The organism is Vagococcus carniphilus, assembly GCF_014397115.1.
GTDB classification, from domain to species: domain Bacteria; phylum Bacillota; class Bacilli; order Lactobacillales; family Vagococcaceae; genus Vagococcus; species Vagococcus carniphilus.
Genome location: NZ_CP060720.1, coordinates 1,757,405 through 1,783,392 on the forward strand (window position 1 = coordinate 1,757,405; position 25,988 = coordinate 1,783,392).

A 25,988-nucleotide genomic window follows, 5' to 3' on the forward strand; every position below is an offset into this window, starting at 1 on the left:
ATAGTACGATTTATTTATTCCGTTTCACTTTTTGCGTTTTCTGGTAAGAAGACATTTAACAAGATTCCAAACAAAGTTGCTAATGCCATTCCTGAAAGAGCCACTGGTCCTACTTGAAATGTTAATCCCCCAATCCCAACTACCAAAATAACTGAGGCAATTAGTAGATTTCTTTTTTTGTTAAAATCAATTTTATTATCAATTAATATTTTCAGACCACTTGAAGCAATAACTCCGAAAAGAATGAAACTAATTCCTGCAATGACTGGTCCAGGTATACTTTGAATGATAGCCGTTAGTTTACCGACAAATCCTAATACCATTGCTAAAACCGCTGCTCCTCCTATTACAAACACACTATGAACTCTTGTAATCGCAAGAACTCCAATGTTTTCTCCATAACTAGTTACAGGAGGACCACCAACTAATCCTGCTACAATTTGTGCTAACCCATCTCCCATGAGAGTACGATTTAATCCAGGGTTTTCATAAAAATTACGTTTTGTTAATTTATTTAGTACCATCAAATGACCAATATGCTCTGTCATTGTTACAAATGCAATCGGAGCCATTGTCACAATCGCTGTAATGTAAAGCTTAGGTGAGTAAGTAACAAATGGTACTTGAAAATTCGGTACTGCAAACCAGGCTGCTTCTTTAATCGGTTCAATATCAACAATGCCAAACAGTAGAGCTATCACATAGCCACAGACAATTCCTAGTAGTATGGGAATCAGTCCTAAAAATCCTTTAAGATACATGTTAAAAACAATCGTCAAAAGTAAGGTTAAGAGTGCTACTGCAATGTATTTAACGTTATAAAGTTGCTCGCCATTTGGTAAATTTTGATACATGGCTTGATTAGCTGCATTTGCTGCAAGCCCTAAACCAATTACCATAACAACTGGCCCCACTACAATCGGTGGTAACAATCGATCCAGCCATGCTGAGCCAGCTTTTTTAACAATGAGTGAAACAATCAGGTAAACCATACCAGTTGTCACGGCTCCTAGCGCAATAGCTGGATAACCTGCGTCTTTCATTAACATCTGCATCGCTGCAATAAAAGCAAAGCTACTTCCTAAATAAGCTGGAATTTTTCCCTTTGTGACAAATAGATAAACTAATGTCCCAAGTCCGGAACTGAATAAGGCAATGCCTGGGTTAATACCAACTAATATTGGAACAAGGACTGTCGCCCCAAACATCGTGAACAAATGCTGTAAACTTAATCCTAACCACTTAATACCATTTGGCTTATCTTTAATATCTAATACAACATCTGGATTTCTAAATTCTTTATTCATTTTCTTCTCCTTTGTAATAAAAAAACCTCGTATCTATCAATTAGAAACGAGGCGTACGAAAATAGACTGAGTTTAGGATAGTTTTTCTCCCTACTCATTTGTCTAAGTCGCTTTTCCTAGTCTCTCTGTACTTGATTAAAAAGCTTATTTAATTGTCTTTTTTTATTGTAATCCCATCATGTCCATCGACCTCTTCAACAGCTACAATAATTTGTTCTGATTTTGAAGTTGGAATGTTTTTTCCAACGTAATCAGCTCGAATAGGTAGCTCTCTATGTCCTCTATCGACCAAAACCGCTAATGAAATTTTATCTGGTCTTCCTAAATCCATAATCGCGTCCAAAGCTGCTCGAATAGTACGACCAGTGAAAATAACATCATCAATTAAAATGACTTCCTTATTTTCTAATGGAAATGGGACATTCGTGTCATTAATCGTTGGTTCTTCTTTTTTTATTTCATGATTATCATCTCGGTAAAGAGTAATATCAAGTTCTCCCACAGGAATATCTTTTCCTTCAAGTTGTTTCAATCTTTCAGCAATTCTCTTAGCTAAGTAAATGCCTCTTGTTTTGATTCCTACAAGAACGATATCATCAATTCCTTTATGACGTTCAATAATTTCATAAGTAATTCGTGTCAATGCTCTACTCATCGTCATTTTATCAATAATTTCTTTTTCAGACATTTAACTTCCTCCTAAAAAATCCAATAAAAAAACCTCTCATCCATAAAGAATAAGAGGGAATTTGATTTTATCAAAATTAACCAACTCACTATGTGGGTATACTTCTCCCCTACAGTGCAAGTAAGTTTTCCTTCTTAGCCTCTCTGGACTATTCTTAAAGGACTTCTATTTATTTGTTAAAGCAATGATACATTAGTGGCTAAGAAAAAGCAACATTATTTCTTAAATCTTCTAAAGTTTTATTAAAAACTTCTGGTAAATCGCTACTAAAAGTCATCACTTCATGCGTTTTAGGGTGCTCAAACCCTAGTGTTTTGGCATGTAAAAATTGGCCATTTCCTTGAAGTGTTTTTCTTGGACCATATAGTGGGTCCCCTGCAATTGGAAATTCGATATAATTCATATGTACCCGAATCTGATGTGTTCTTCCTGTTTCTAATTGACACTCAACAAGAGTAAATTCTGAAAAACGTTCTAATACTTCAAAATGAGTAACAGCGGGCTTACCATCTTTCACGACGGCTTGTTTCTGTCTGTTATCTTTACTTCTACCAATTGGTGCTGTAATAGTTCCTTTATCATGAGGAATAACGCCATGAACTAAAGCAACATATTTTCTCAATGCTTTTCTTTCTTTTAATTGATCTGCTAAAAATAAATGCGCCTCATCATTTTTAGCTACCATTAAAAGTCCTGATGTATCTTTATCAATTCGGTGAACAATCCCTGGTCTAATTACATCATTAATAGTTGATAATTTGTCACTATGGTTCATCAAAGCGTTTACTAAAGTACCATCAGGATGTCCTGCAGAAGGATGTACTACCATTCCTTGAGGTTTATTAATTACCATCACTTCATCATCTTCATAGATAACCTCTAGAGGGATATCTTGAGCAACTGCCTCAATTACTCGTGGCTCAGGTCGATTGATTTCTATTTTATCACCATGTTTAACTTTGTAATTCGCTCTTGTTACCTCTTCATTGACAGTTACTCGTCCATCTTTTAACCATCCTTGAATTTGAGATCTTGAAAATTGGCTAAAAACTTCTGTTAAAACTTTATCCAATCTTCCTTTTTCATCTTGTATTGTATAATTTAATAGCTCCATTAAAACGCTCCTTCATAAGAATTCTTTCCCATTTTATCACATTTTCCTCCAAATAGAAAAAAGAACCTAACTTTTATGCTAGGTTCTACTTTTTATCAGCAAAAACAGCGACAACACTACCATCTTTTTGTTTCGATGCCGTAATTAGATAGAGTTTTTGATCAGGATACTTATCAAGCTGATACGTATCTTCTTTTTCTAATCCCTCTAGTATTTCAAAAGACTCAAAGGTTTCGATATATTTATATTTCTCTGCTAATTTCTTTGTTTCTTTATCAATTTTTTCATATTCTGCTGTATCAAGTTCATTAACATCCATTTTTCCGGTATTGGTTGCTACTACATCAGGCGTTTTGCTTTTCATGTATTCATTATAAACAAAATAGCCACCACCAGCAGCAATCACAAGAAACACAAGAATTGAGAAGAACTTCTTCATTCACTTCACCTCTTAAACAGTTTTACTTTCTTTTAAACCTTCTACGGTTTTTTTTACTTGGTCATATAAATTTTGAACAGGAACAAAACGAGCTTGTCGTAAATACTCCCTTCCATCAACAAACAGTAAAACAACTGGAACAGTCATCACTGAAAACTCTCCTGCAACTTCTGGAACTTCTAATGTATTCACTTCAAAAAAGCGAATTTCTTCTTTGTACTCTGCTAATTTTGTATCAATTTGAGGTTTTAATCCATGACAAACGCTACAATTAGGTTGTCCAAAATAAACAAGTGCTAACTCCGATGTTTCAATGTTCTTTTTTAATATATTTATATCTGTTACTTTTTCAAACATAACGATCCCTCTTTTCTAATCTATTGTATAAAAGAATAGAAAGAAAACCAATGTTTATGCTTTTTATTATAACATACCATGAAGAGTTTGAGTTGTGTCTATTAAATTTTCTGAAACAAACCATTGATAGACAACTACGCCCACGATAAATTCTTTTTCTTCTGTCGCTAAATCAATAGATTCCAGTAGCTCAACTAAAAAATTCAAACTTTCAGTCCACTTGTCAAAATTTTGAATAGTCATTCTTGCTATTTTAAAAGTGTATAGGTCTTCAATCATTCCAACATAGTTCATCTTATATAGAGTTTCCATGAAAATATCTGATTTATCACAAGAAATAGATTTACCTTTTTCTAGTCTTCTCAACTTTCGCTCTATGTAAGTCATGAAGTAATTTTGGTTAACATCTCCCACTTTAGAGCGAACTTCTAGGAACTCTTTTGGTAAATCATCTCGGTTTAACGCAAGAAAATTAAAAAAGTCACTTAATTGATAGCCATATGTTGGATACGGTTGACTCATAGAAATAAATGTTTCTTTTTTACCTTTTATTTCAGTGTAGCGTGATGGAATACTTAACCATTCTTTTGAGATATAGTTATCAGGATAAATTGAACTAGCCCCATGTACTAACTCACCAAATAAACTATACAAGAATACGACTGTTTTATTTTCATCAGGAATCTGTTGAACTGTTTCTTCAAACATTGAAATGATTGTATCTTTTTTATTATCTAGATAATCAGTCAATAGTGTAATCATCTTTTCTTGCATGTCTTCAGTTATAATATTTCCTTTAAAAGAATAAGATCCATGATATCTTTCAACTAAATTAAACGTTACCAAATCATCAATAAATCGATCCATTTCATCCTTTTCAGGAAAAGCACGTTTGATTTGTCTTAATGTTACTTTTTCTGTTTTGTGATCCTTCAAGTAATTTAAAATAGGTTCTGTTGTTTCATCTAAAACAATCGCCATTTTTTTTGAGTCAAATGGTTGATTGACAATTTTTAACATATACTCATCCTCAAAAAAAGAGACCGAAACAGAGCTAAAAACAGTTCTGAACCAGCCTCTTAATCTTATTTTTCTCTAATTAAAAGCATTTGTTAGTGGTGGAACCACTTGTTTTTTACGTGAAACCACACCTTTTAATAATGCTTGATTATTTTCTAACTTCACATTGAAGGCTTCTTCAACTTTTTCTTTTGGTTCTCCTACAACTAAACACACAGAATCACTATCTAAAATATTAGTAATAACTAATACGAACATATCAAAACCATTGATTTCATTTTGGTTTTTCATTTCATTTTCTAATTCTGCTTGACGACTTAAGACATCATTCACATCAACAGTATTAACTTGACCAATTCTTAAGTTTTTTCCACCCATCGGGAATGATTTAGCATCTGCATCGATTAATTGCAAAGCCGTTTTATCAGAAAGATTAGTTCCTGCTTTTAACATATCTAATCCATAAGCATTCATATCAACACCAGCAATTTCAGCTAACTCTTTAGCTGCTGCCACATCTTCTTCTGTACAAGTTGGTGATTTGAATAATAATGAATCTGAAATAATAGCAGAAAGCATTAAACCAGCAATCTCTTTTGGAATTTCAATTCCTTTTTCTTTGTATAATTTTAAGATAATTGTATTAGTACAACCAACTGGTTCAGCTCTATAATATAATGGATTAGCTGTTTCAAAGTTAGCAATACGGTGGTGATCCACAACTGCTAAAACTTCTACTTCTTTAATATCTGATGCACTTTGTTGTGCTTCATTATGATCTACTAACATAACTTGATTGGTTTCAGGTTTTACAGAATCAATCACGCGAGGGGCAGCCATTTTAAAATAATTTAGTGCATATGCTGTTTCTTCATTAGGCTCACCCAAAGCAACTGCTTCAGCTTCAACACCTAGTTTATTTTGTAAATACGCATATGAAATAGCTGATGTAATGGCATCTGTGTCAGGGTTTTGATGACCAAAAACTAAAACTTTTGACATAATTAAAATTCCTCCAATATCTATATCTTACTCTTCGTATTATATCATAAATAATAGTTTTCATAAGTAGTTTACGAAATTAATTTTAGTCCAACTGCCGCAAAAAGAATTAAACCAATAAAGAAGATTCTTTTTGCATCTTTAGGCTCCTTATAAAAAACAATCCCTAAAATCGCTCCACCAGAAGCACCTATACCTGTCCACACCGCATAAGCAGTACTCATTGGTAAGCTTTCAATGGAATAAGAAAGTAAGATAAAGCTTAATGCAAACATAACAATTAATGTTAATAGATTTTTCTTTGACTTATCATTCACATATTTATTAATACTATTAACACCTAACATTTCAAAAATACCAGCAAAAACTAAACTAATCCAAGCCATTTATTTAACCTCACTTTCTTTTTTACCATCTGATGATAATTTAAGCCCCATTACACCGATAAGTAAAATTCCTAAAAAGACAATCGTCATAACACTCACAGGTTGCTTAAAAATAAAAGCATCCACGAGAATTGTTCCTGTCGTTCCTAGTCCAACAAATACAGCATAAACCGTTCCGACTGGTAACTTCTCTCCTGCTTTAATCATTAAATAAAAACTAATAAAGATAGCGATGACTGTACCAGTCCATTCAATTGGACTAGCAGCATGTTTAAGTCCAATCACCCACATAACTTCAAATACAGCGGCAATTACGATAGATAGCCAACTACGATTCATTTACTTCATCTCCTTCAATATTTTTACACAAAAAAGCCTGGGAAAATAATTCTCCCAGGCTTTTATCCTTCCGTGTACATAGGTTTACCCCATGGACTTACTCTCGGACCAGACTGATATTGCTCATATCACGGAACCCTAGTAAGTACTTTTTATTCGTATCAATAGATTATAGCAAATTTATAATTGATTTCAATTTAAAAGGTTTTTTGCTCATTAAATTTTTACATTTATTTTTTAAAATGAGAAAACCTCCAATTCACACTGGAGGCTTTCTTTAATCACAAGACAAACTATCTTGTTTGATATTTAGTATAATCTTGCACGTGTAATATATCTTGAGCATTTTTAACTCTTTCTTGAGTAGGTGGGTCAATACCTTCTAGTGGATAAGTAAGACCCAATTCTTCCCATTTATAGCGGCCCATTGTATGATATGGTAAAATTTCAACCTTATCTACGTTGTTTAACGTTTTGATGAAAGCATCAAGTCTGATCAAATACTCATCATAATCACTTCTAAATGGAACTAAAACGTGGCGAATCCAAACTGGCTTACCAATATCAGAAAGATGTTTAGCCATTTCCAAAATACTGTCATTTGGATTTTTAGTTAATTTTTTATGAGCTTCATTATCAATATGTTTGATATCAAATAAAAGTAAATCTGTGTATTTCATCAATTCATTAAATTGACTAATGAAAGGTTCTTCATAAGTGAATGGACGTCCACATGTATCAATTGTCGTATGAATTCCTTTAGCTTTCGCTTTTTTAAATAAATCCGTAATAAATTCAGGTTGAAGTAAAGGCTCTCCACCACTGATGGTAATACCACCTTTATCTCCCCAATAACTTTTATAACGTAAGGCTTCTTCTAAGATTTCATCCGTTGTCACTTCACGACCAGCATTGATTTTCCATGTGTCCGGATTATGACAAAACTCACATCTCATGCGACATCCCTGCATAAAGACAATAAAACGAACGCCAGGTCCATCTACAGTCCCAAAATTTTCAGTTGAGTGAATTCTTCCAGTAACTTTTTCTGTCATAACTTCCCATTCCTTATCTAAAAAGAGGCGACCGAAGTCATCAGCCACCTCTAGTTATTTATTTTTTAATTACATTCTATCGTGTGAAGTTCTTGAAATAACGTCTGCTTGTTGTTCAGGAGTTAAGTCACGGAATTTAACTGCGTAACCAGACACACGAATTGTTAAGTTTGGATATTTTTCAGGATGAGCTTGAGCATCCAATAATAAATCTGTTGTAAATACGTTAACGTTTAAGTGGTAACCACCATTATCAAAGTAACCATCCATTACGTTACGTAAGTTGTTAACACGTGTTGCATCGTCTTTACCTAAACCATTAGGGTTAATAGTTTGAGTATTTGAAATACCATCACGAGCGTTAGTATATTCTAATTTAGCAGTAGAGTTTAATGAAGCTAATAAGCCATTTTTCTCACCTAAGAATTTACCATCTTGGTAACTTGGGTTAGCACCTGGTGCTAATGGTTTACCTGCACGACGTCCATCAGGTGTATTACCTGTAGCTTTACCATAAACAACATTTGAAGTAATTGTTAATAATGATGTTGTTGGTGTTGAGTTACGGTAAGTATGTTGACGTTTAATTTGAGTCATGAAGTAATCTAAGATCCAGTTTGCACATGCATCTGCTTCTTCATTATCGTTACCATAAGTTGGGAATTCATTTTGTGGTACATAATCAACTGCTAAACCATCTTCGTCACGGATTACTTTAACATTACCATGTTTAATAGCCATCATACTATCAGCAGCATGAGAGATACCAGCAATACCTGTAGCGAAAGTACGTTTTAAGTCAGTTTCCATGAATGCTAATTGTTCAGCTTCATAAGCATATTTGTCATGCATGAAGTGAATAACATTTAATGTATTAACATATAATTCAGCTAACCAGTCCATGATATCTTTGTAGCGTTCAACAAATTCGTTGTAATCTAAAGTATCACCAGTCATTGGACGGAATTTAGGTCCAACTTGAGCTTTAGTTTTTTCGTCAACTCCACCGTTAATAGCATAAAGAACAGCTTTAGCTAAGTTAGCACGAGCACCAAAGAATTGCATATCTTTACCCATTACAGTTGCAGACACACAACAAGCAATAGCACAATCGTCTGATCCCCAATTAGCTCTTAATAAGTCATCATTTTCAAATTGGATAGATGAACTTTCTTTAGCAATATGAGAAGCAAATGTTCTGAATCCTTCTGGTAAATGAGATGAATAAAGAACTGTTAAGTTTGGTTCTGGAGATGGTCCCATGTTTACTAATGTATGTAAAATACGGAAATCATTTTTAGTAACTAATGAACGTCCATCAATTCCCATACCAGCAATTGATAATGTAGCCCAAATTGGGTAACCAGAGAATAATTGATTGTATTCTGGTGTACGAGCAAATTTAACCATACGTAATTTCATGATTAAATGGTCAATCATTTCTTGAGCTTCTAATTCAGTGATAGCACCATTATCTAAATCACGTTGGATATAAATATCTAAGAATGCTGAGATACGTCCGATAGACATAGCAGCACCATTTTGTGATTTGATTGCTGCTAAGTAACCGAAGTAAGTCCATTGGATTGCTTCTTGAGCGTTTTTAGCAGGAGCTGAAATATCAAAGCCATAATAAGTAGCCATTTCTTTGATAGAACCCAAAGCTCTGATTTGAGCTGAAACTTCTTCTCTTAAGCGAATAACTTCTTCAGTCATTACTTTATTACCAACATTAGATAAATCTTTTTTCTTTTCAGCAATTAAGAAGTCAATTCCGTATAAAGCTAAACGACGGTAATCACCAATAATACGTCCACGACCATAAGCATCTGGAAGGCCTGTGATAATTTTATTTTTACGAGCGGCTCTCATTTCAGGAGTGTAAGCATCAAAGACACCTTGGTTATGAGTTTTTCTCCAATCAGTGAAGATTTTTGTCATTTCTTCATCTGTTTCGTAACCATTAGATACTAAAGCGTTATTCGCCATGTTAATACCACCAAATGGCATGAACGCTTGTTTCAATGGCACGTCAGTTTGTAAACCAACAATTTTTTCTTCTTCTTTGATTAAGTAACCAGGTTCATGTGATGTAACAGTTGCTGGAATGTTATTATCCATATCGTACACGCCATTTTTTTCATGTTGTACTTCGAATAATTCTTGTAATTTAGTCCAAAGTTTTTCAGTACTTTCAGCAGCTGGTTCTAAGAAACTATCGTCACCTTTGTATTCAGTGTAGTTATGTTGAATAAAATCTCTAACATCCACACTTGTACGCCATTTGTCGCCTTTAAATCCATCCCAATGTCCCATATTGAGAAGCCTCCTCTAAATTTGTTTGTTTTTAATTTTTAAGTTTTAATTTGTTTAACATGCTCATTATAACACATAAACAAAACTGCGCAAGTGTTATAGTGAAAAAAAGAGTTAATTTTACCTTAAACTTCATAAAAGTTTCAAAAACGCCTTTAATACGGGCTTTTTAAAGTGTTTTTTTATTGTTCATTCTGTATCATAAGGTTTTTATTCTGTACTATAACAGGAGTATTTCTCATCATGTGATATATAACAGAAAAAAAGGAATATCTCATAAAAGATACTCCTTTTCACATACATTAGTTATTCAATTATTTCAACTGAAACAGATTCAACTGCTCCATCTACCTTCTCATCTATGACAAATGAGCCGTTAGATTGTCTATCATTTGTTGGTAACTCATTAAAATCGACTCTATATACATTATTGGATGTTGTTTCAATATCAATCATTTGATTTTCACAATTTTTAATAGCAGCTGCAACACGATGTGGGTTACTCTTAAGTTCCCTTAAAACCATCAAACCACGTTTAGCTCTACCTAATTTGCTTAACTCATTTACTCTCATCTTTTTAACAGATCCGCGTTGAGTAATAATTGTAATTGATGCATCTTCATTTCTATTTAATAAAACGGCACTAACAACATAATCAGTATTTTTCAAGTTAATAGCTTTCACGCCTGAAGCTTTAGCTCCTACAACAGGTACTTCTTCTAAATCATAAAAGAGTCCAAATGCCATATTAGTTACAAGTAAGATATCTTTATTTTGTGTTCCATCAATCAATTCTGCAGAGACAATTTCATCTGTGTCTGTTTTTAATTTAATACAAGCAGTTGGTCTACTCTTATAAGTACGCCAAACATTAAAATCACTTATTAACGTGCGTTTAATCATGCCCTCTTTTGTAACAAAAACAAACTGTTTGTTCTCATCTATTTCACTGTACGGGAAAACACCAATCATTTTTTCATTAGCTTCTAAAGTTGTAATACTTAATGAGAAATGCTCACCAACATCTTTCCATTTTTTATCTGTTAATTCATGAACAGGTCGGTAAATCATATTTCCTTTATTTGTTACAATCAACAGGTGATCATGAGTATTCAACTGACCGCTGAATAGTAAACTATCTGTTTCTTTCATCTCAATAGCATCATCTTTTGAAGCACTGTATGATCTTAAACTACTACGTTTAATGTATCCTTCTTTTGTAATACTAACCATGACTTCTTCTTGAGGGATTAACACAGCAGTTTCTATGGTAATTTCTTCGATTTCTTCTTCCAATTTTGTTAATCGAGGTGATTTATATTGCTTTTTCACTTCTCTTAACTCAGTTTTTAAAACATTTAACAATTCTTTTTCATTACTTAAAATAAGGGTTAATTTTTCAATTAACTCAGATAATTCCTTATTCTCTTTTTCAAGAGCTGTAATATCAGTATTAGTTAAACGGTATAATTGAAGAGAAACAATTGCTTCTGCTTGTTCTTCTGTAAAGGCATATTCTTTCACTAAATTCATTTTAGCATCTTTTTTGTCTTTACTACCTCGGATAGTTGCAATCACTTGGTCTAGAATGGATAAAGCTTTAATCAATCCGCCGACGATGTGTTGACGATTTTTAGCTTTTTTAAGCTCAAATTCACTACGCTTTTTAATCACATCACGACGATGTTCTACATAAGCTCCTAAAATAGCCTTAAGGCCTACTTGCTCTGGTCTTAGATTATGAATAGCTACCATATTAAAGTTATAATTAATCTGTAAATCAGTATTTTTAAACAAGTAATTAAGAATTCCTGTTGCATCCACTTCTTTTTTTAGTTCAACAACAATACGTAATCCAGTTCGGTCACTTTCATCTCTAACTTCTGAAATACCTTCTAATTTTCTACTCAAACGTAACTCATCCATTTTTTTAACTAAAACAGCTTTATTTACTTCGTAAGGAATTTCTGTGATAACAATTTGCTCACGACCTGCTTTTAAAGGTTCAATTGACGTTTTAGAACGTAAAATCACTTTTCCTTTTCCAGTTTCGTAAGCTTTTTTCAATTCTTTTTTTCCTTGAAGAATAGCACCTGTTGGAAAATCAGGTCCTGGGATAAACTGCATTAATTTGTCTAAAGATGCATTAGGATTATCAATTAAATAGATAGTTCCATCGATAACTTCAGCTAAATTATGAGTTGGAATTTCTGTTGCATACCCTGCTGAGATACCAGTAGAACCATTAACTAACAGGTTGGGAAATTTAGCTGGCAATACAGTGGGTTCTTTTTCTGTATCATCAAAGTTCCAAACAAAGTCAACAGTCTCTTTCTCAATGTCAGTTAGCAATTCGCCACTCAACTCAGAAAGACGAGCTTCCGTATAACGCATAGCAGCAGGAGGGTCCCCGTCCATACTACCATTGTTTCCGTGCATCTCGATTAATGGATTTCGCAATTTCCAATCCTGACTCATACGAACCATAGCTTCATAAATACTACTATCACCATGGGGATGATAGTTACCCATAATATTCCCCACAGATTTTGCTGATTTTCTAAATGCTTTTTCAAACGTATTTCCGTCTTTATTCATCGAAAATAGAATACGACGTTGTACTGGTTTTAAACCATCTCTAATATCAGGTAAAGCACGGTCCTGAATAATATATTTAGAATATCGTCCAAAACGATCTCCCATAATTTCTTCTAAGGTTAACTTTTGAATACCTTGACGTTCACTCATTCTTTTATCTCTCCTTCATTCCCATTAATCAAACAGAGTAATGTCTTGAAAGTTTTCTCCTGTTTCTTTTGCAACTTCTGTTGGTTCTGTATTCTCTAGAATACTGCCGTCCTCATCTAATGAAAATTGGACATTCTTTTCAATCCAACGTCTTCTAGGTTCAACTTTATCACCCATCAAAGTAGTCACACGACGCTCGGCCTTAGCACCGTCTTCAATAGTTACTTGAATCAACGTTCTTGTCTCAGGATCCATTGTTGTTTCCCACAACTGGTCAGCATTCATTTCACCTAAACCTTTGTATCGTTGTAACATATAGCCTTTACCCATTTTACTCGTTACTTCTTTAAGCTCTTCATCTGTCCAAGCATATTCAACAGAAGCTTTTTTACCATTACCTTTTTGAACCTTGTAAAGGGGTGGTAAAGCTATGTAAACTTTTCCAGCTTCTACCAAAGGCTTCATATAACGATAGAAGAAAGTTAGTAATAATACCTGGATGTGAGCACCATCGGTATCCGCATCGGTCATAATAATAACTTTATCATAGTTACAATCATCAATTTCAAAATCAGCACCAACACCAGCGCCAATTGTATAAATCATCGTATTAATTTCTTCATTTTTTAAAATATCTTGTAATTTAGCTTTTTCAGTATTAATAACTTTACCACGTAATGGCAAGATGGCTTGGAATTTACGGTCACGCCCTTGTTTAGCAGAGCCTCCCGCAGAGTCCCCTTCGACTAAATACAATTCATTTTTCTTAGGATTTCTTGATTGAGCTGGTGTTAATTTTCCAGAAAGTAAAGATTCACCTTTACGGCGTTTTTTGCCATTCCTACTATCTTCTCTTGCTTTTCTTGCTGCCTCTCTTGCTTCTCTTGCTTTAATAGCTTTTCTAATCAGCATTTGAGACATCTCGCTATTTTCTTGTAGATAGTAAACCATCTGATCACTAATAACACTTTCTACTACTGTTCTAGCAATAGGTGTACCAAGTTTCCCTTTTGTTTGCCCTTCAAACTGAAGAAGGTTTTCAGGAATTCTAACAGAAACAATAGCAGATAAGCCTTCTCTAAAATCACTACCTTCAAGGTTTTTATCTTTTTCTTTCAGTAATCCTACTTTTCTAGCATACTCATTAAAAGACTTCGTTAAAGCACTCTTCATTCCCGCTTCATGAGTTCCACCATCTCTTGTTCTAACATTATTAACAAAAGATAATGTATTTTCTGAATAGCCGTCATTATATTGACAAGCAAATTCAGTTTCAATTCCTTCTTTTTCACCAGCAAAATAAATAACTGGTGTAAGTGTATCTTTGTCTTCATTCAAATATTCAATAAACTCTTTAATACCTTCTTCATATAAGAAGACCTCTTCTTTATCATCACGTTCGTCTTTTAAAGTAATCTTGATTCCCTTTAATAAGAAAGCAGACTCTCTTAAACGCTCAGCTAAAATATCATAAGAGAAAACGGTGGTTGAAAAAATAGAGGTATCTGGTTTAAATGTAATCAATGAGCCATTTTTCTTTTTCGGTGATTTTTTACGTTCTACTTTACCATCTGTATGCCCACCATCTTTAAAAACAAGATGAACTTCTTCACCGTCTTTAACAGTTTCTACTTTCAAATAGCTTGATAAAGCGTTAACAACACTAGCACCTACACCGTGTAATCCCCCAGAAGTTTTATAACCACCTTGACCGAATTTACCACCCGCATGAAGTACAGTAAAAATAACTTCAATTGTCGGTTTTCCGGAAGCATGAATTCCAGTAGGCATCCCACGACCATAGTCTCTCACACTGATACTGTTATCTTTATGAATCGTCACATCGATTTCTTCTCCGTGACCTGATAATGCCTCATCAACTGCATTATCAAATATTTCAAATACTAAATGATGTAATCCTTTAGAATCTGTTGACCCGATATACATACCTGGTCTTTTTCTTACTGCTTCTAGCCCTTCTAATACTTGGATCGAAGTATCATCATATTGTCCTTCAATTTTTTTTGACATGAAAAAACCCCTTTACATCACTTCAATGCATTAATTTGCATCTAATTTCTTTGTTTATAGTACTTCAAAACGAATGGAAATTAAAGCCATTTTTAGAACAAAAAAAAACAACTTGCTGACAAGTTGGCCCCATCTCATTCATTTCTTGCTCACCTCATTCTATAATAAAATAAGAAAACTTGCAAAGTTTATCATAAATTTACTTTAAATTTTAAGGTTTACATAAGGAAAAAACTTCTCAGTTATTCTAATTCAGTGTATATTTAAACAGGTTGGAGTTAAACACTCTCGATTCTAAGAAATAAAAGGAGGAATCATATGAAACAGGAAAATAAAACAATCAACCTAAATGTCCTTTTAGGCTCACTCTTTTTAGGTTATGTCATGGTCTATATTGATAAACTATCTGTTGGAATTTCCATCGTTTCAATCAGTAAAGATTTACCTATGTCGGAAAGTACAAAAGGTCTTATACTAAGTGCTTTCTTTTTAGGATACGCTTTAATGCAAGTCCCTATGAGTTTTGCTATTAACCGTTTCGGCGCTAGAAAAGTTGTAATTGGTTCTGTTCTTTTAATTGGCTTTTTTGATTTTTTGTTCGGGATGAGTCCCAGTGTTCAAATGTTGTTAAGTGTTAGACTTCTAACAGGAATGCTTGCTCATTCAGGATACGCCTCTGCTTCAAGTAAGGAAGTTATTGAGAACTTTCCAATTGAAAGAAGGACTTTTGCTAAAGGAATTTTGATCTCATCGTCTGGAGTTGCTGGAATTATTGGACCAATCCTTTTATCACCTATTATAGAAATTAAAGGTTGGCGCTTTGCATATACACTATTAACTATTTTAGCTATTACTATTGCTATTATTATCTCTTTTGCTATTCCAAAAAGAAAAGAAACTTTCAAAAAAGAAGCAAACAAAGGTATATCTATCTTAACTGTATGGAAAAATTCAACCATTTGGATTTTGTTTGCTGGTGCTTTTTTTATTAACAATCTGCTTTATGGGTTAAATAATTGGTTACCGACTTTCCTGACTTCTTACCGAGGTGTTTCTTTAACTCAGTCAGGTATGATAAGTTCAGCTGTTGGAGCTTTTTCTTTAATTGGTGCAATTGGCGGTAGCTATTTAGTAGGAAGATTCTTTCAGGGAAGGGACAAGCTAGTTATTATTATCACTTCTATTATTGGTTCCTTATTAGTTTTCACTTCTTATTTCGTTCATAAACCATTTATTTTTATTATCGTTTTAGGAAGCTCTACTTTATTTTTGACTTTAGCATTTGTTACTTTAATGGCTATCCCGATGAAATTATTTGATGGTCAATCTTTTGCACCAAGTTACTCAACTATTGCTTCTGGAGGGATTATTGGTGGAGCTGTAGCTCAACTTGTCATTGGTTTTCTAGTAGAACGTAGTGGTACATTTTTGACAGCCTTTATCTATTTTTTTATTTTAGGTTTACTAACTAGTCTAAGTTTAGTTTTCGTCAAGTTAGACTCAACTAAAAAAGCATGAGACAAGAGGAAAAATTTCCTTTATCTCATGTTTTTTTAGAAGTCATACATTGAATCAATTTCTTTTTTTCTTTTTTCCAGAGTTTCTAAGTTTAGAAGTAGTTGATCTCTCAGCCGTTTCAATCTCACAATTGTATCATGATTAACAATTACTTTTTTATCATAATCTTTTTCTTCTATAAATACATAACTTGGAATCACTTCACCTTTCATGTAAGAAAGAATTGGTTTCAAATGATGTTCAACCATTAAAAAGTGTTTTGAAGAACCTGCTGTCGCAATAATTCCAATTTGTTTATCTCTAAAAGCGTAAATTGGAAGTAAATCAAAGACATTTTTTAATGTTCCAGGAATTGAGGATTGAAAAGTCGGTGTTCCGATGATAATTCCGTCAGCTTCCATTAATTGTGTCGCAACATAATTAGTGTCTCCTTCATATTCAAAATATTGACGACCATCACTAAATATCACATCTAATTTGCCTAAATCAAGCACGACAATTTCTGTATCTGAATTATCTTCTTTCATCAAAGCTTCCATCGTTCTCACAGCAATTCTTGTTTTTGTTCCAACTATTGAGCCAACTAATAAAACAATTTTCATTTTAATTTATCCTTTCGCTGTGTATTTTTTTATAACTGGAAGAATATCGTTACCAATGATTTCGATATTTTTCATAATTTTATCAAATGGAACTCCACCAAAATCAATTTGCGCCATAAAGCGGTCCATTCCAAATAATTCATGTTGATATAAAAGTTTTTCAATAATTTGATGTTTGTCTCCTACCATTAAGGCATCTTGAGGATCAACGGCTTCTGCAAATTGTTGTTTAGGATATCCTGCTCCTCTAATTAATTTAAAACCAGTATCAATATGCGGATACATTCCTCCAACAATTTCTGCTCTTCCTCCTGAAATTAAATCAATCGTTGCAAAATCTTCGTAGACACGAACTGGGTCTGACACACTTAATACTGTCGCCGAACTTGTCACTTTTATTTTTTCTGTTGCTTGAGCAATAGCACCTAATACAACTGTATGTGCTTGAGTTGTAAAGTGAGTTTGATGACTCTCTCCAACACCAAATACGTCAATTCCTGCTTGTTCCGCTAGCTTAGCAGCTTCAATAATTTCATCAATTCGTTGTTTTGCAGAAATCCTTTTTCCGTCTACAGGATTCATCACATGATCTCCCAATGAATATAAACCAAATTCCATTCCTTTTGTTGTATCAATATTAAATGTTGTCATTTTATTTCCTCCTCATATCAATTAACTAGTTAAGTGATGTATTAAAATTTTTTATTTTAGTTGTTTATTTGTATGATTTTGCAGTCGAGTCATTAGTTTATACAATTCCTTTTGCTCTTTTTTTGATAAACAATCATCAAAAAGTTGCGTTTGGAAATTTAATTGTTTTTCGTAGACTCCATCTAGTTTCTCTTGCCCTTTTGTAGTGAGAGAAACATGCTTAACTTTCCAGTCAATACTTCGATAAATATATCCCTCTTTTTCAAGCCTATCTAGCATTTTGGACATACCACCTTGAGAGACCGTCACTTTCTTTGCTAGTTCTTGTTGAGGAATAGGTTGAAATTGCTCAATTTGAACCATCGTATCGAATTTAGCAGCTGATAAATCAAATTGTTTCAAATATTGATTACTTAACTGATTACTTTGATTAGCAAATCTAGAGATTCTTAAAAAAGTTAAAGAACCTAATGTATTCTTTTTCATCTCAACCACCCTTTCTTAATATCACTTTACATGTTAAATGATATTTTTTCAAGTGTTTTGATTCGCTTGATTTTATTTTTGATAGTGGTATGCTGAAAAAAAGACCTTTGAAAGGAACACAACTCATGATTAGTTATCAAAATGTGACATTAAAGAATAAATCTTTTAACAACCAAAACCTGTCTTTTTCAGATTTTTCTAATAGTATCTTACATTCCTGCGACTTCTCAAATTGCGACTTAACTCACAGTAATTTTTCAGGTGCAACACTTTCTAATTGCTTCTTTAGCAGAGCAAACGTGGATCAAGCAAATTTTAGACATGCTATTTTAGATACATGTAAATTAGATAACCTAAAAAATGTACAAAGCGCTTTATTTCTAAAAATGAGTTGTCCTGAAGCAGGTCCATTTCTTGCTTACAAACAATGTCATAATTTTAGAATCGTTCAATTATTAATTCCAAAAGACGCAAAACGCTCTTCAGCCACAAATAACACTTGTCGTTGTAGCAAAGCAAAAGTTTTAACCATCAAAAGCATTGATTTGAAAACCTCTTATAAAGAAGCTGTTTCTCTTGTTGATGAAAATTTTATCTACCGCGTTGGTGAAATGGCAATAGCTGACGACTACAATGAAGACCGATGGGTAGATTCGACTCACGGAATTCATTTTTATATGACCTGGGAAGAAGCAATTGGTTACATGTAAAAAAAGCAACAAAAGTAAAATACTTTTGTTGCATTGATATGTTTTTATTCACTTGGTTTTGCGGCTAAAATTTCTATCTCAATTCCAATTTCAGGTAATCCTAAAGCAGAGATATAAGCAATTGTCATTGAGGGATTTGTTTCAAAAAAAGAGTGCCAAACATTATCAAAATGATCCCAGTTAATTTCTTCAACTGACCAAATGTTTACTTTTACAATGTGTTCAGCTCTTAAGTTTTCAGATAAAAGAGCTCGTTCAATATTTTTAAACGTATTTTCCACTTGCTCCTTATGACTAACCGGAATATTTCCTTCTAAGTCATTTCCAATTTGACCTGAAAAAGTATACAATTCGCTATTTCTAGGAATGACTGTCACATGGCTATACTCACCAACTGGTTTTGGCATTGTATTTGGATTTCTTTTAATAATATTCTTCATATATTTTCCTCTATTCTTTATTAGTCTAACCCTTATTTATTATTAATTTTTAAAAGTTAGACTATTTTAGAAGAAAACAGCTGTCGAATAACCAATTCCCATTGATAAAAACATTAATATCTTCTTTTTCATTGATTACTCCCCTCTCTTTCAAAAATAGTTTAACGAATTTCTCTAAAAAAGTAAAACAAAAAATCAAGAAAACTATTTAACCTGTTTTCTTGATTTTTATTTTATTGTTTTAAAGTAAAATTAGTTGGTTGAATAGCTTCAATGACAGGATTTTTTTGTAGATACGTAGATATTAATTCAGTCATATCTACTGTAACTTCCTTAACAATTTTTTCTGCGCCAAACATGTCATAATCCCCACCACCAACTGCACGGTATTGATTCATAACTACTTCAATTTTTTGATCATTTAACAAAGGTTTTCCATGATAACTAAGTTCTGTAATACGACTACCTTTAGGTTGTTTCACATCAATCGTATAATCGATACCACTATAGATATCATAATTAAAATGGGCTACTTTAGGTTCAAGGAAGTCAAGACTAACATGAACCCCATCTTCTTCATTATACTCAAAATAAGAAGCACTTCTTTCTAGAGCAGCTTTTAGTTCTGATCCAGTGATAGAAAGTACAGCTAATGTATTAGGATAAATATAGTTCGTCACGATATCTCGCATGCTAATTGTTTCTTTGAAGCCTTTTGCATAATCGTCGAATAGAGCAGTTCCAGAAACATCAACACCTGTTGCCTCTTTTTGAACGGCTTGAATAAATTCGATATAAGGATGACTATGCATTCTAACTTCCATTGGATCCTTAATCGTCATATCTCCTGAAACAGTTCCTAATTTTTGATCTAACCAAGTTTCAACTTTTTCCAATAACGGAAGGAATTTTTCTTTTAATTCTTGGTTTTCTATTTGATCAGTTATTTCAATTAATTCAGCATGTGTTTTCTCAATTGTTTGAGTTGATTTTTTATAATCTACATCTACTCTAGCTAAAAACTTACCTTTATCACCAGGTTGAGTTGTTGGTGCCGGACCATCATTAGAGGCAATATAGCGATGTTGATGTCCTGTTAACAAAACATCAATTCCACTAACTTCATGAAGTAAATCATACCCTTCATTTTCACCTGTTAATACTTCAGTTGGTTCACCTGTCTCTAAATCTTTTTCAAAACCACCATGATAACTAACAATCACGATATCTGCTAAATCTCGAAGCTTAGGAACAAATTCTTTAGCTGTTTCAACAGCAGATTTAAAGACTAAACCCTTAACTGTTTGAGGTTGTTCCCAATGAGGAATATAAGGCGTCGTCAATCCTAAAACAGCAATCTTTACACCCTCTCTTTCAAAAACAACATAAGGTGTTCCTGTTAAATAATCGCCATTTTCTTTTAAGATATTAGCGCATACGATTGGGTAATTTAAACGATTAATCGTTCTTTCCAAAAATTCAATGCCATAATTAAATTCATGATTACCTAAAACCCCGCAATCATAACCTACTTCATTCATAATATCTGCCATTGATCCTTCATCAGGATTCTTAGCTAAATAAAAACTTAACGGTGAACCTTGTAAAAAATCACCATTATCAATTTTTAAAATGTTACCTTCTTTTTTATCCTCAATAGCCCGAATTTCACTAACTACTTTAGTCAGTCCAAAATTTAAAGATTGATTTCTTTTTCTAAAATCAGTCGGGTAGAGATAGCCATGTGTATCACTGGTTGATAATACAGTTAATTTCATTTTTAAAACATCCTATCCATTCACTAATTTATTTCTTAATTTATTTGAAACGACTTCTACAATTAAAATTAGAATGATTAAGCCAATTAAAATTGACCCTACTTGATTCCATCTATAAGAGTTCATGGCAAAAATTAATGGAGAACCAATACCACCGGCACCTACTAAACCTAAAATAGTTGCGTCCCTTAAATTCATGTCAAAACGATAAATTGTAATGGAAGAAAAATTAGCAATCAATTGAGGTATAATACCAAATCTAATTTTCTCAAAAGTTGTACATCCCATTGAATCCATCGCTTCTAAAATACCACGGTCTATATCTTCAATAACATCCACATATAATTTTGAAACCATCCCTATTGAAGTCAAAGACATTGTCATCGCTCCTGCAAATGGTCCAGGTCCTGTCACACGTACAAACATTAAACCATAAACTAATGCGGGAACTGTTCTAATAACAATAACAAGAAATCTCATAACAAGGTAAACCGGTTTAGGTACAACACTAGGCGCCATTAAGAAAGCAACTGGTATAGATAAAATTGCTCCAAAAATAGTTCCTATAAAAGCAATACAGATTGTTTCAAATAACAAATAAAAGACACCTTGATTCGTAAAATTCCAAAGTAAATTCATATCAGGTGTTAAAATCCCCTGAATAATTTTACTAGCAATTTTCCAACCTCCATCATCTACTGCATTAAATTCTATTGCAGAAAGTGACCAGATAAAAGAGCCAACAATTATAAGAGTTAATATCATATATTGTGCTTTTTTAGAAGGTTCTTGTCTTAATTTTTCTTCTATTGATTGATTCATTATACTCTCCTTCATCTACTGTAACTTCTTACGAGCGTACTCACTGATCGACTCAATAATGGCAACCGAAATAATCAGAACAACCAAAATAGTTCCCACGTTTCCATATTCACGCCAACCTAACTGCTCATTTAAAATAATTCCTAACCCACCAGCACCTACATACCCTAAAATAGATGCATATCTTAAATTACCTTCAAAATTAAATAAAGTGGTTGAAAGAAATGTTGGTAAAATTTCTGGTACAATCGCATAACGAAATGCTTGAAAGCGAGTTAATCCCATTGACTCTAGTGCCTCAAATGTAGACATATCAAGAGATTCAATTTGTTCATAAGTTAATTTTCCAACGTAAGCTACTGTAAAAATAAAAATTGCTAACGTTCCTGCCATTGTTCCTAAGCCAAAAATAAAAGTCGCAATTAATGCTGTAACAATTGTTGGTAATGTTCTTAAAATACTAAATAATAGCTTAAAAAAACCAGTAATTAATTTACTATGGACAATATTAGCTGAAGCAAGCAAAGCTAAAGGAACCGAAACAATCGCACCTACTAGTGAGCCCAATAAGGACATTTTTATCGTATCAAAAAGAGGTGCCCAGACACGATCTAAAAAAGATAAATCAGGTGGAAACATTCCTTTTAAAATAACGAAAAATTGATCTCCACGTGTAGCCAGAGCATAGAAGTCAAACTTTGTCACCTTCATAGAAATCACAGTGAAAATAAGAATAATCAAAGTGATTAAAGGAACAAGAGATGGTTTTTCAACAACTGTTTTACCGTTAGATAAAGTAATCTTCTTTCCTTTCCAAATTGAATTCATTTTATTTTCCTTCCTCACTATCTTTCAAGTATATTTCATCTAAAACATCTTGAGTAACATTTTCAGATGGTCCATCATAAACAATTTCGCCTTTTCTAATACCAATCACACGATCTGCATACTCCAACGCTAAATCCACATGATGAATGTTAATCAAAACGGAAATATTGAGATCTTTGTTAATACGTTTAAAATCGTCCATAACAATTTTTGCTGTTACAGGATCAAGAGCTGCAACTGGTTCATCTGCAAGAATAACTTCTGGTTTACGAGCTAATGTTCTAGCAAGAGCAACACGTTGTTGCTGGCCACCTGATAGTTGATCAACACGTGTATAGGCTTTATCTAAGATACCAACATTGTCTAGGCTTTCTAAACCAGTAACTTTGGCTTCTTCTGGAAATATACCTAATATTCGTCTCCACCAAGATAATTCAGGTACAGAAGAAATCATTACATTTTTCAGAACTGTTGCACGAGTGATTAAATTAAATGACTGAAAAATCATTCCGATTGTTTTTCTGAAATCTCGAACTTCTTTTCCTTTAATGTTCTTTACATCCGTTCCATTAACAGTAAGAGTTCCATCAGTGATGTCATGCATTCGATTGATACAACGAATTAATGTAGATTTACCAGCTCCTGACAAACCAATTATTGCTACAAACTCCCCTTGCTCAATCTCTAAGTTAATATCTTTTAGTCCCACATAACCATTAGGGTATGTTTTTTGGACGTTTTCAAATTTAATCATAATATCCCTTTCTTAAAAATAAACTGCTACCATCCTAAGACAGTAACAGTTCATTCTTCTCTATTAAATAGTTTCGTTATTATTTTGATTCTTGAATTAGTTTTTGAGCTTTACGTTCGTTATCATAATCTTTAGAATCAGCAGTTTTATATCCTTCATGGCTATAAATGCTAATTACTTTTTTACCTTCTTCAGTTTTACCAATATTGATAAAGGCATTTTGTAAAGCTTTTTTCAAATCATCATCCATAACTTTAGAATTTTTACTTACTGAAATTGTATCATTATAAATTGCTGGAGTTACACCAATTACATTAGTTTCATCCCAAATACCTGTTTCGCGGTTATACTCTTTTGTCCAGTTTTCTTCAAAATCACGACGAGCGTCAGCATAAGCTAATACAACATCCACTTGACCTGAAGCTAAACGGGCAAATGCGCTACCGTAAGAATCAGATTGAACAATATTTTTTAGTTCTGATAAGTTTTTATCATAATTTTCTTTTAACCAAAGGCTTGGATAGATATAGCCTGCTGGTGAAGAAGAACTCATAACACTCCATGAAGCGCCATTCAAATCATCCCATGATAATTTTTTTCCAGAATTAACTTTTTCTGATAATTCTTTACCTTTTGAAGAAGGTCCAGCAATCATTAAAGCACGATAAGATTCTGTTTGTTTATCTGTTGGTTTTGTTGGTTTGTTATCATTCCAGTTTTTTGCTTCATCTGAATCAATTGATAATCCAGCACGTGTTGCCGTTAACAAAACGTCTGCTCCATCATCATATAAAACATAAGTTCCACCAGGAATAAAACCAACATCAAGTGTTCCTGATGATAGAGATTCCCCAACTGCTTCAAAATTAGTACCCACAGTTATATCGATGTTTTTAACATCATAACCTTCTTTTTTCAACTCTTTTTTCATTAAGTCTTTTAATGGATCTGTTGCAGAAACAATTTCTTCTGGGTCACGAGATGGTACAAATCCAACTGATAGTTTATCAATCGATTTAGAACCGTCTGCATTTTTATCTCCTTCAGATTTACCTCCACAAGCAGTAAGTGTTGCTGCCAAAGCTAATACTCCAGCATATTTGAATACCTTTTTAAACAATTAAACTTCCCCCTTAATTTGGTGTATCTTAGTACGATTTGTACTTGTTAAAGTATATCATCTGCCTTACTAGATTTCTATGAAGAAAAGCTTTAATAAGTATATTTTACAAATATAATACCTATTATTTACGTTTTCCATTAAAAAAAGAATAATACGCTTTCTTCTGTTAATTTCGCTTTCATTTTTCTCATTTAAATGCCATAAAAAGAAGGAAGATTTTTCATTAAAAAAATTATAGGACTTGCGACTGATTTTAGTAATTACTAGTTGACGCATTATACTCTGTCACGTATAGTATGAGGTGTCAGGAGGGATACGATGGATGTTCAGTTACGAAGGGGATTACTGGATTACTGTGTTTTAGCAGTTTTAAAAGAAGAAGATTCTTACGGATATATGATTATAAAAAAAATGGCACCTATACTTGAGATATCAGAATCTACTCTATATCCTATTTTAAAACGTTTAGAGAGTAATGAATTTGTTTCATCTTACTCAGTAGAACATAACGGAAGACTAAGAAAGTATTATAAAGTAACAGAAAAAGGGACCATACGTTTACTTGACTTCACAAAAGAATGGGAAGACGTTGAAGCTGTCATTAACTACATTAAAGGAGTTGTCAAAAAATGAATCAATCTGAGTTTTTTATGCTATTAGAAAAGGAATTACACGAACAACAAATTGAAGAGGCACATACCTATATGACCTATTATAGAGAAATAATTGCTGATTATCTCGAGGATGGTTTTTCAGAAAAAGAAGCCATTCAAAAAATTGGAACAATTAACGAGATTATAGAAACAATCAAATTAGAAGCATCTAGTCAAACTGGAGGTAACACTAAAAAAGGACCAATGACTATTTTCCTATTGATTCTTGGAGCACCACTTTGGGGCGCTATTTTATTATCACTTATTTTACTCCTTTGTTCTGGTATTATTATTTTATGGTGTGTTCCATTAGTATTTGGCTCTCTTAGTTTTGCTGGTTTGATAACCGGTGTTGTTAGCTTAGCTGGAGCTTCGTTAAATACAGGTTTTTATTATATTATTACTCAATTAGGTGTTGGAATTTTTGCCTCTGGCTTTGGTATTTTCCTATTAATTGGAACAGTCTACTCTATTAAAATAGTCGTAGATCTGTCAAAAAAATTAGGACGTTTATTAACAACAGTTTTCTCTCAGAAAGGACGAATTTTCTAATGAACCAATCTAAAGAATTAACTAAAAAAATTATGATTATTAGTGTTGCAATGATGGTTATCGGTTTGGGTGTGGCTACTTTAGGTTACTCAATGTCAGGTTTTGACTATACTAAATATAGTACTGATCATAAAAGATGGTATCAGGTTCTTTCAGTACCAAGATAAAAGAAAAGCGCTTTTTAAGCGTTCTTTTTTTATGCTTTTTTAATGTTTTCAAAATAACACTAATTTTCAATTAACTCTTACTCTATTCGTATTGTGACCTGT

27 protein-coding genes and 1 riboswitch are annotated in these 25,988 nt (G+C 33.1%); of the genes, 5 read left to right on the top strand and 22 right to left on the bottom strand.

Features of this window, described 5'->3' with window-relative positions:
* Positions 1-14 precede the first annotated feature (14 nt).
* The 13 genes from H9L18_RS08595 to parE all read right to left on the bottom strand — a co-directional run bounded on the left by H9L18_RS08595 (position 15) and on the right by parE (position 14,802).
* The gene (locus H9L18_RS08595; protein WP_126795630.1) at positions 15-1,307 is read right to left on the bottom strand and encodes a solute carrier family 23 protein; all 1,293 of its coding nucleotides are present in this window, start codon (positions 1,305-1,307) and stop codon (positions 15-17) included.
* Between the two features lie 148 nt (positions 1,308-1,455).
* Entirely contained in the window at positions 1,456-1,995 is a 540-nt protein-coding gene (gene pyrR, locus H9L18_RS08600) for a bifunctional pyr operon transcriptional regulator/uracil phosphoribosyltransferase PyrR (protein ID WP_126795628.1), read from the bottom strand.
* A 199-nt stretch (positions 1,996-2,194) separates the two neighbouring features.
* Positions 2,195-3,109 (bottom strand): RluA family pseudouridine synthase, encoded by a 915-nt coding sequence (locus tag H9L18_RS08605; RefSeq protein WP_126795626.1) that lies wholly within the window; start codon positions 3,107-3,109, stop codon positions 2,195-2,197.
* Positions 3,110-3,194: 85 nt separating this feature from the next.
* Positions 3,195-3,548: a hypothetical protein gene (locus H9L18_RS08610; protein ID WP_126795624.1), complete on the bottom strand. Its 354-nt coding sequence runs from the start codon at positions 3,546-3,548 to the stop codon at positions 3,195-3,197.
* Between the two features lie 12 nt (positions 3,549-3,560).
* Positions 3,561-3,905, bottom strand: a complete 345-nt coding sequence (locus H9L18_RS08615; protein WP_126795622.1) for a thioredoxin family protein — start codon at positions 3,903-3,905, stop codon at positions 3,561-3,563.
* Positions 3,906-3,971: 66 nt separating this feature from the next.
* The gene (locus tag H9L18_RS08620) at positions 3,972-4,925 is read right to left on the bottom strand and encodes a DUF1803 domain-containing protein (RefSeq protein ID WP_126795620.1); all 954 of its coding nucleotides are present in this window, start codon (positions 4,923-4,925) and stop codon (positions 3,972-3,974) included.
* 75 nt (positions 4,926-5,000) lie between these two features.
* On the bottom strand, positions 5,001-5,927 hold the full coding sequence (locus H9L18_RS08625) for a manganese-dependent inorganic pyrophosphatase (RefSeq protein WP_126795618.1): 927 nt from the start codon (positions 5,925-5,927) through the stop codon (positions 5,001-5,003).
* 71 nt (positions 5,928-5,998) lie between these two features.
* The gene (locus H9L18_RS08630; protein ID WP_126795616.1) at positions 5,999-6,313 is read right to left on the bottom strand and encodes a DMT family transporter; all 315 of its coding nucleotides are present in this window, start codon (positions 6,311-6,313) and stop codon (positions 5,999-6,001) included.
* Positions 6,314-6,652, bottom strand: a complete 339-nt coding sequence (locus H9L18_RS08635) for a DMT family transporter (protein ID WP_126795614.1) — start codon at positions 6,650-6,652, stop codon at positions 6,314-6,316.
* 49 nt (positions 6,653-6,701) lie between these two features.
* Positions 6,702-6,805: riboswitch (guanidine-I (ykkC/yxkD leader) on the bottom strand.
* Between the two features lie 140 nt (positions 6,806-6,945).
* Entirely contained in the window at positions 6,946-7,707 is a 762-nt protein-coding gene (pflA, locus tag H9L18_RS08640) for a pyruvate formate-lyase-activating protein (protein WP_126795612.1), read from the bottom strand.
* 69 nt (positions 7,708-7,776) lie between these two features.
* Positions 7,777-10,023 (bottom strand): formate C-acetyltransferase, encoded by a 2,247-nt coding sequence (pflB, locus tag H9L18_RS08645; RefSeq protein WP_126795610.1) that lies wholly within the window; start codon positions 10,021-10,023, stop codon positions 7,777-7,779.
* Between the two features lie 306 nt (positions 10,024-10,329).
* Positions 10,330-12,771, bottom strand: a complete 2,442-nt coding sequence (gene parC / locus H9L18_RS08650; protein WP_126795608.1) for a DNA topoisomerase IV subunit A — start codon at positions 12,769-12,771, stop codon at positions 10,330-10,332.
* A gap of 24 nt (positions 12,772-12,795) precedes the next feature.
* A complete protein-coding gene (parE, locus tag H9L18_RS08655; protein ID WP_126795606.1) occupies positions 12,796-14,802 on the bottom strand; it encodes a DNA topoisomerase IV subunit B in 2,007 nt (668 codons plus the stop codon).
* 318 nt (positions 14,803-15,120) lie between these two features.
* On the opposite strand from parE, the gene H9L18_RS08660 reads away from it, so the two are divergent.
* Complete coding sequence (locus tag H9L18_RS08660) at positions 15,121-16,320, top strand: MFS transporter (RefSeq protein WP_126795604.1); 1,200 nt, start codon at positions 15,121-15,123, stop codon at positions 16,318-16,320.
* 35 nt (positions 16,321-16,355) lie between these two features.
* Here the strand turns inward: H9L18_RS08660 and H9L18_RS08665 are convergent, their stop codons facing one another.
* The 3 genes from H9L18_RS08665 to H9L18_RS08675 are packed head-to-tail and all read right to left on the bottom strand — an operon-like array spanning position 16,356 to position 18,059.
* Positions 16,356-16,922, bottom strand: coding sequence for an NADPH-dependent FMN reductase (locus H9L18_RS08665; RefSeq protein WP_126795602.1), 567 nt, complete (start codon positions 16,920-16,922; stop codon positions 16,356-16,358).
* 6 nt (positions 16,923-16,928) lie between these two features.
* Positions 16,929-17,573 (bottom strand): LLM class flavin-dependent oxidoreductase, encoded by a 645-nt coding sequence (locus H9L18_RS08670; RefSeq protein WP_126795600.1) that lies wholly within the window; start codon positions 17,571-17,573, stop codon positions 16,929-16,931.
* Between the two features lie 51 nt (positions 17,574-17,624).
* A complete protein-coding gene (locus H9L18_RS08675) occupies positions 17,625-18,059 on the bottom strand; it encodes a MarR family winged helix-turn-helix transcriptional regulator (protein WP_126795598.1) in 435 nt (144 codons plus the stop codon).
* Positions 18,060-18,184: 125 nt separating this feature from the next.
* On the opposite strand from H9L18_RS08675, the gene H9L18_RS08680 reads away from it, so the two are divergent.
* On the top strand, positions 18,185-18,769 hold the full coding sequence (locus H9L18_RS08680) for a pentapeptide repeat-containing protein (protein WP_221884903.1): 585 nt from the start codon (positions 18,185-18,187) through the stop codon (positions 18,767-18,769).
* Positions 18,770-18,813: 44 nt separating this feature from the next.
* On the opposite strand, the gene H9L18_RS08685 is transcribed toward H9L18_RS08680, so the two are convergent.
* The 6 genes from H9L18_RS08685 to H9L18_RS08710 all read right to left on the bottom strand — a co-directional run bounded on the left by H9L18_RS08685 (position 18,814) and on the right by H9L18_RS08710 (position 24,511).
* Positions 18,814-19,209 (bottom strand): RidA family protein, encoded by a 396-nt coding sequence (locus H9L18_RS08685; protein WP_126795594.1) that lies wholly within the window; start codon positions 19,207-19,209, stop codon positions 18,814-18,816.
* Positions 19,210-19,442: 233 nt separating this feature from the next.
* Positions 19,443-20,987, bottom strand: coding sequence for a bifunctional metallophosphatase/5'-nucleotidase (locus H9L18_RS08690; protein WP_126795593.1), 1,545 nt, complete (start codon positions 20,985-20,987; stop codon positions 19,443-19,445).
* Positions 20,988-20,999: 12 nt separating this feature from the next.
* Complete coding sequence (gene phnE, locus H9L18_RS08695; protein ID WP_126795591.1) at positions 21,000-21,809, bottom strand: phosphonate ABC transporter, permease protein PhnE; 810 nt, start codon at positions 21,807-21,809, stop codon at positions 21,000-21,002.
* Positions 21,810-21,824: 15 nt separating this feature from the next.
* Positions 21,825-22,637, bottom strand: coding sequence for a phosphonate ABC transporter, permease protein PhnE (gene phnE, locus H9L18_RS08700; RefSeq protein WP_185847523.1), 813 nt, complete (start codon positions 22,635-22,637; stop codon positions 21,825-21,827).
* Between the two features lies 1 nt (position 22,638).
* Positions 22,639-23,391, bottom strand: coding sequence for a phosphonate ABC transporter ATP-binding protein (gene phnC / locus H9L18_RS08705; RefSeq protein WP_126795589.1), 753 nt, complete (start codon positions 23,389-23,391; stop codon positions 22,639-22,641).
* A gap of 79 nt (positions 23,392-23,470) precedes the next feature.
* Positions 23,471-24,511 (bottom strand): phosphate/phosphite/phosphonate ABC transporter substrate-binding protein, encoded by a 1,041-nt coding sequence (locus H9L18_RS08710; protein WP_126795587.1) that lies wholly within the window; start codon positions 24,509-24,511, stop codon positions 23,471-23,473.
* Between the two features lie 321 nt (positions 24,512-24,832).
* On the opposite strand from H9L18_RS08710, the gene H9L18_RS08715 reads away from it, so the two are divergent.
* From H9L18_RS08715 to H9L18_RS08725, 3 genes are read left to right on the top strand one after another with little or no spacing between them, the layout of a single operon-like run.
* Positions 24,833-25,147 carry a PadR family transcriptional regulator gene (locus tag H9L18_RS08715; protein ID WP_126795585.1) on the top strand — a complete coding sequence of 105 codons (315 nt, stop codon included), beginning with the start codon at positions 24,833-24,835 and terminating at the stop codon, positions 25,145-25,147.
* Positions 25,144-25,719, top strand: coding sequence for a DUF1700 domain-containing protein (locus H9L18_RS08720; RefSeq protein WP_126795583.1), 576 nt, complete (start codon positions 25,144-25,146; stop codon positions 25,717-25,719). Before H9L18_RS08715 ends, H9L18_RS08720 begins: the two co-directional genes overlap by 4 nt.
* Complete coding sequence (locus H9L18_RS08725) at positions 25,719-25,886, top strand: hypothetical protein (protein WP_185847522.1); 168 nt, start codon at positions 25,719-25,721, stop codon at positions 25,884-25,886. Before H9L18_RS08720 ends, H9L18_RS08725 begins: the two co-directional genes overlap by 1 nt.
* Positions 25,887-25,988: the final 102 nt, after the last annotated feature.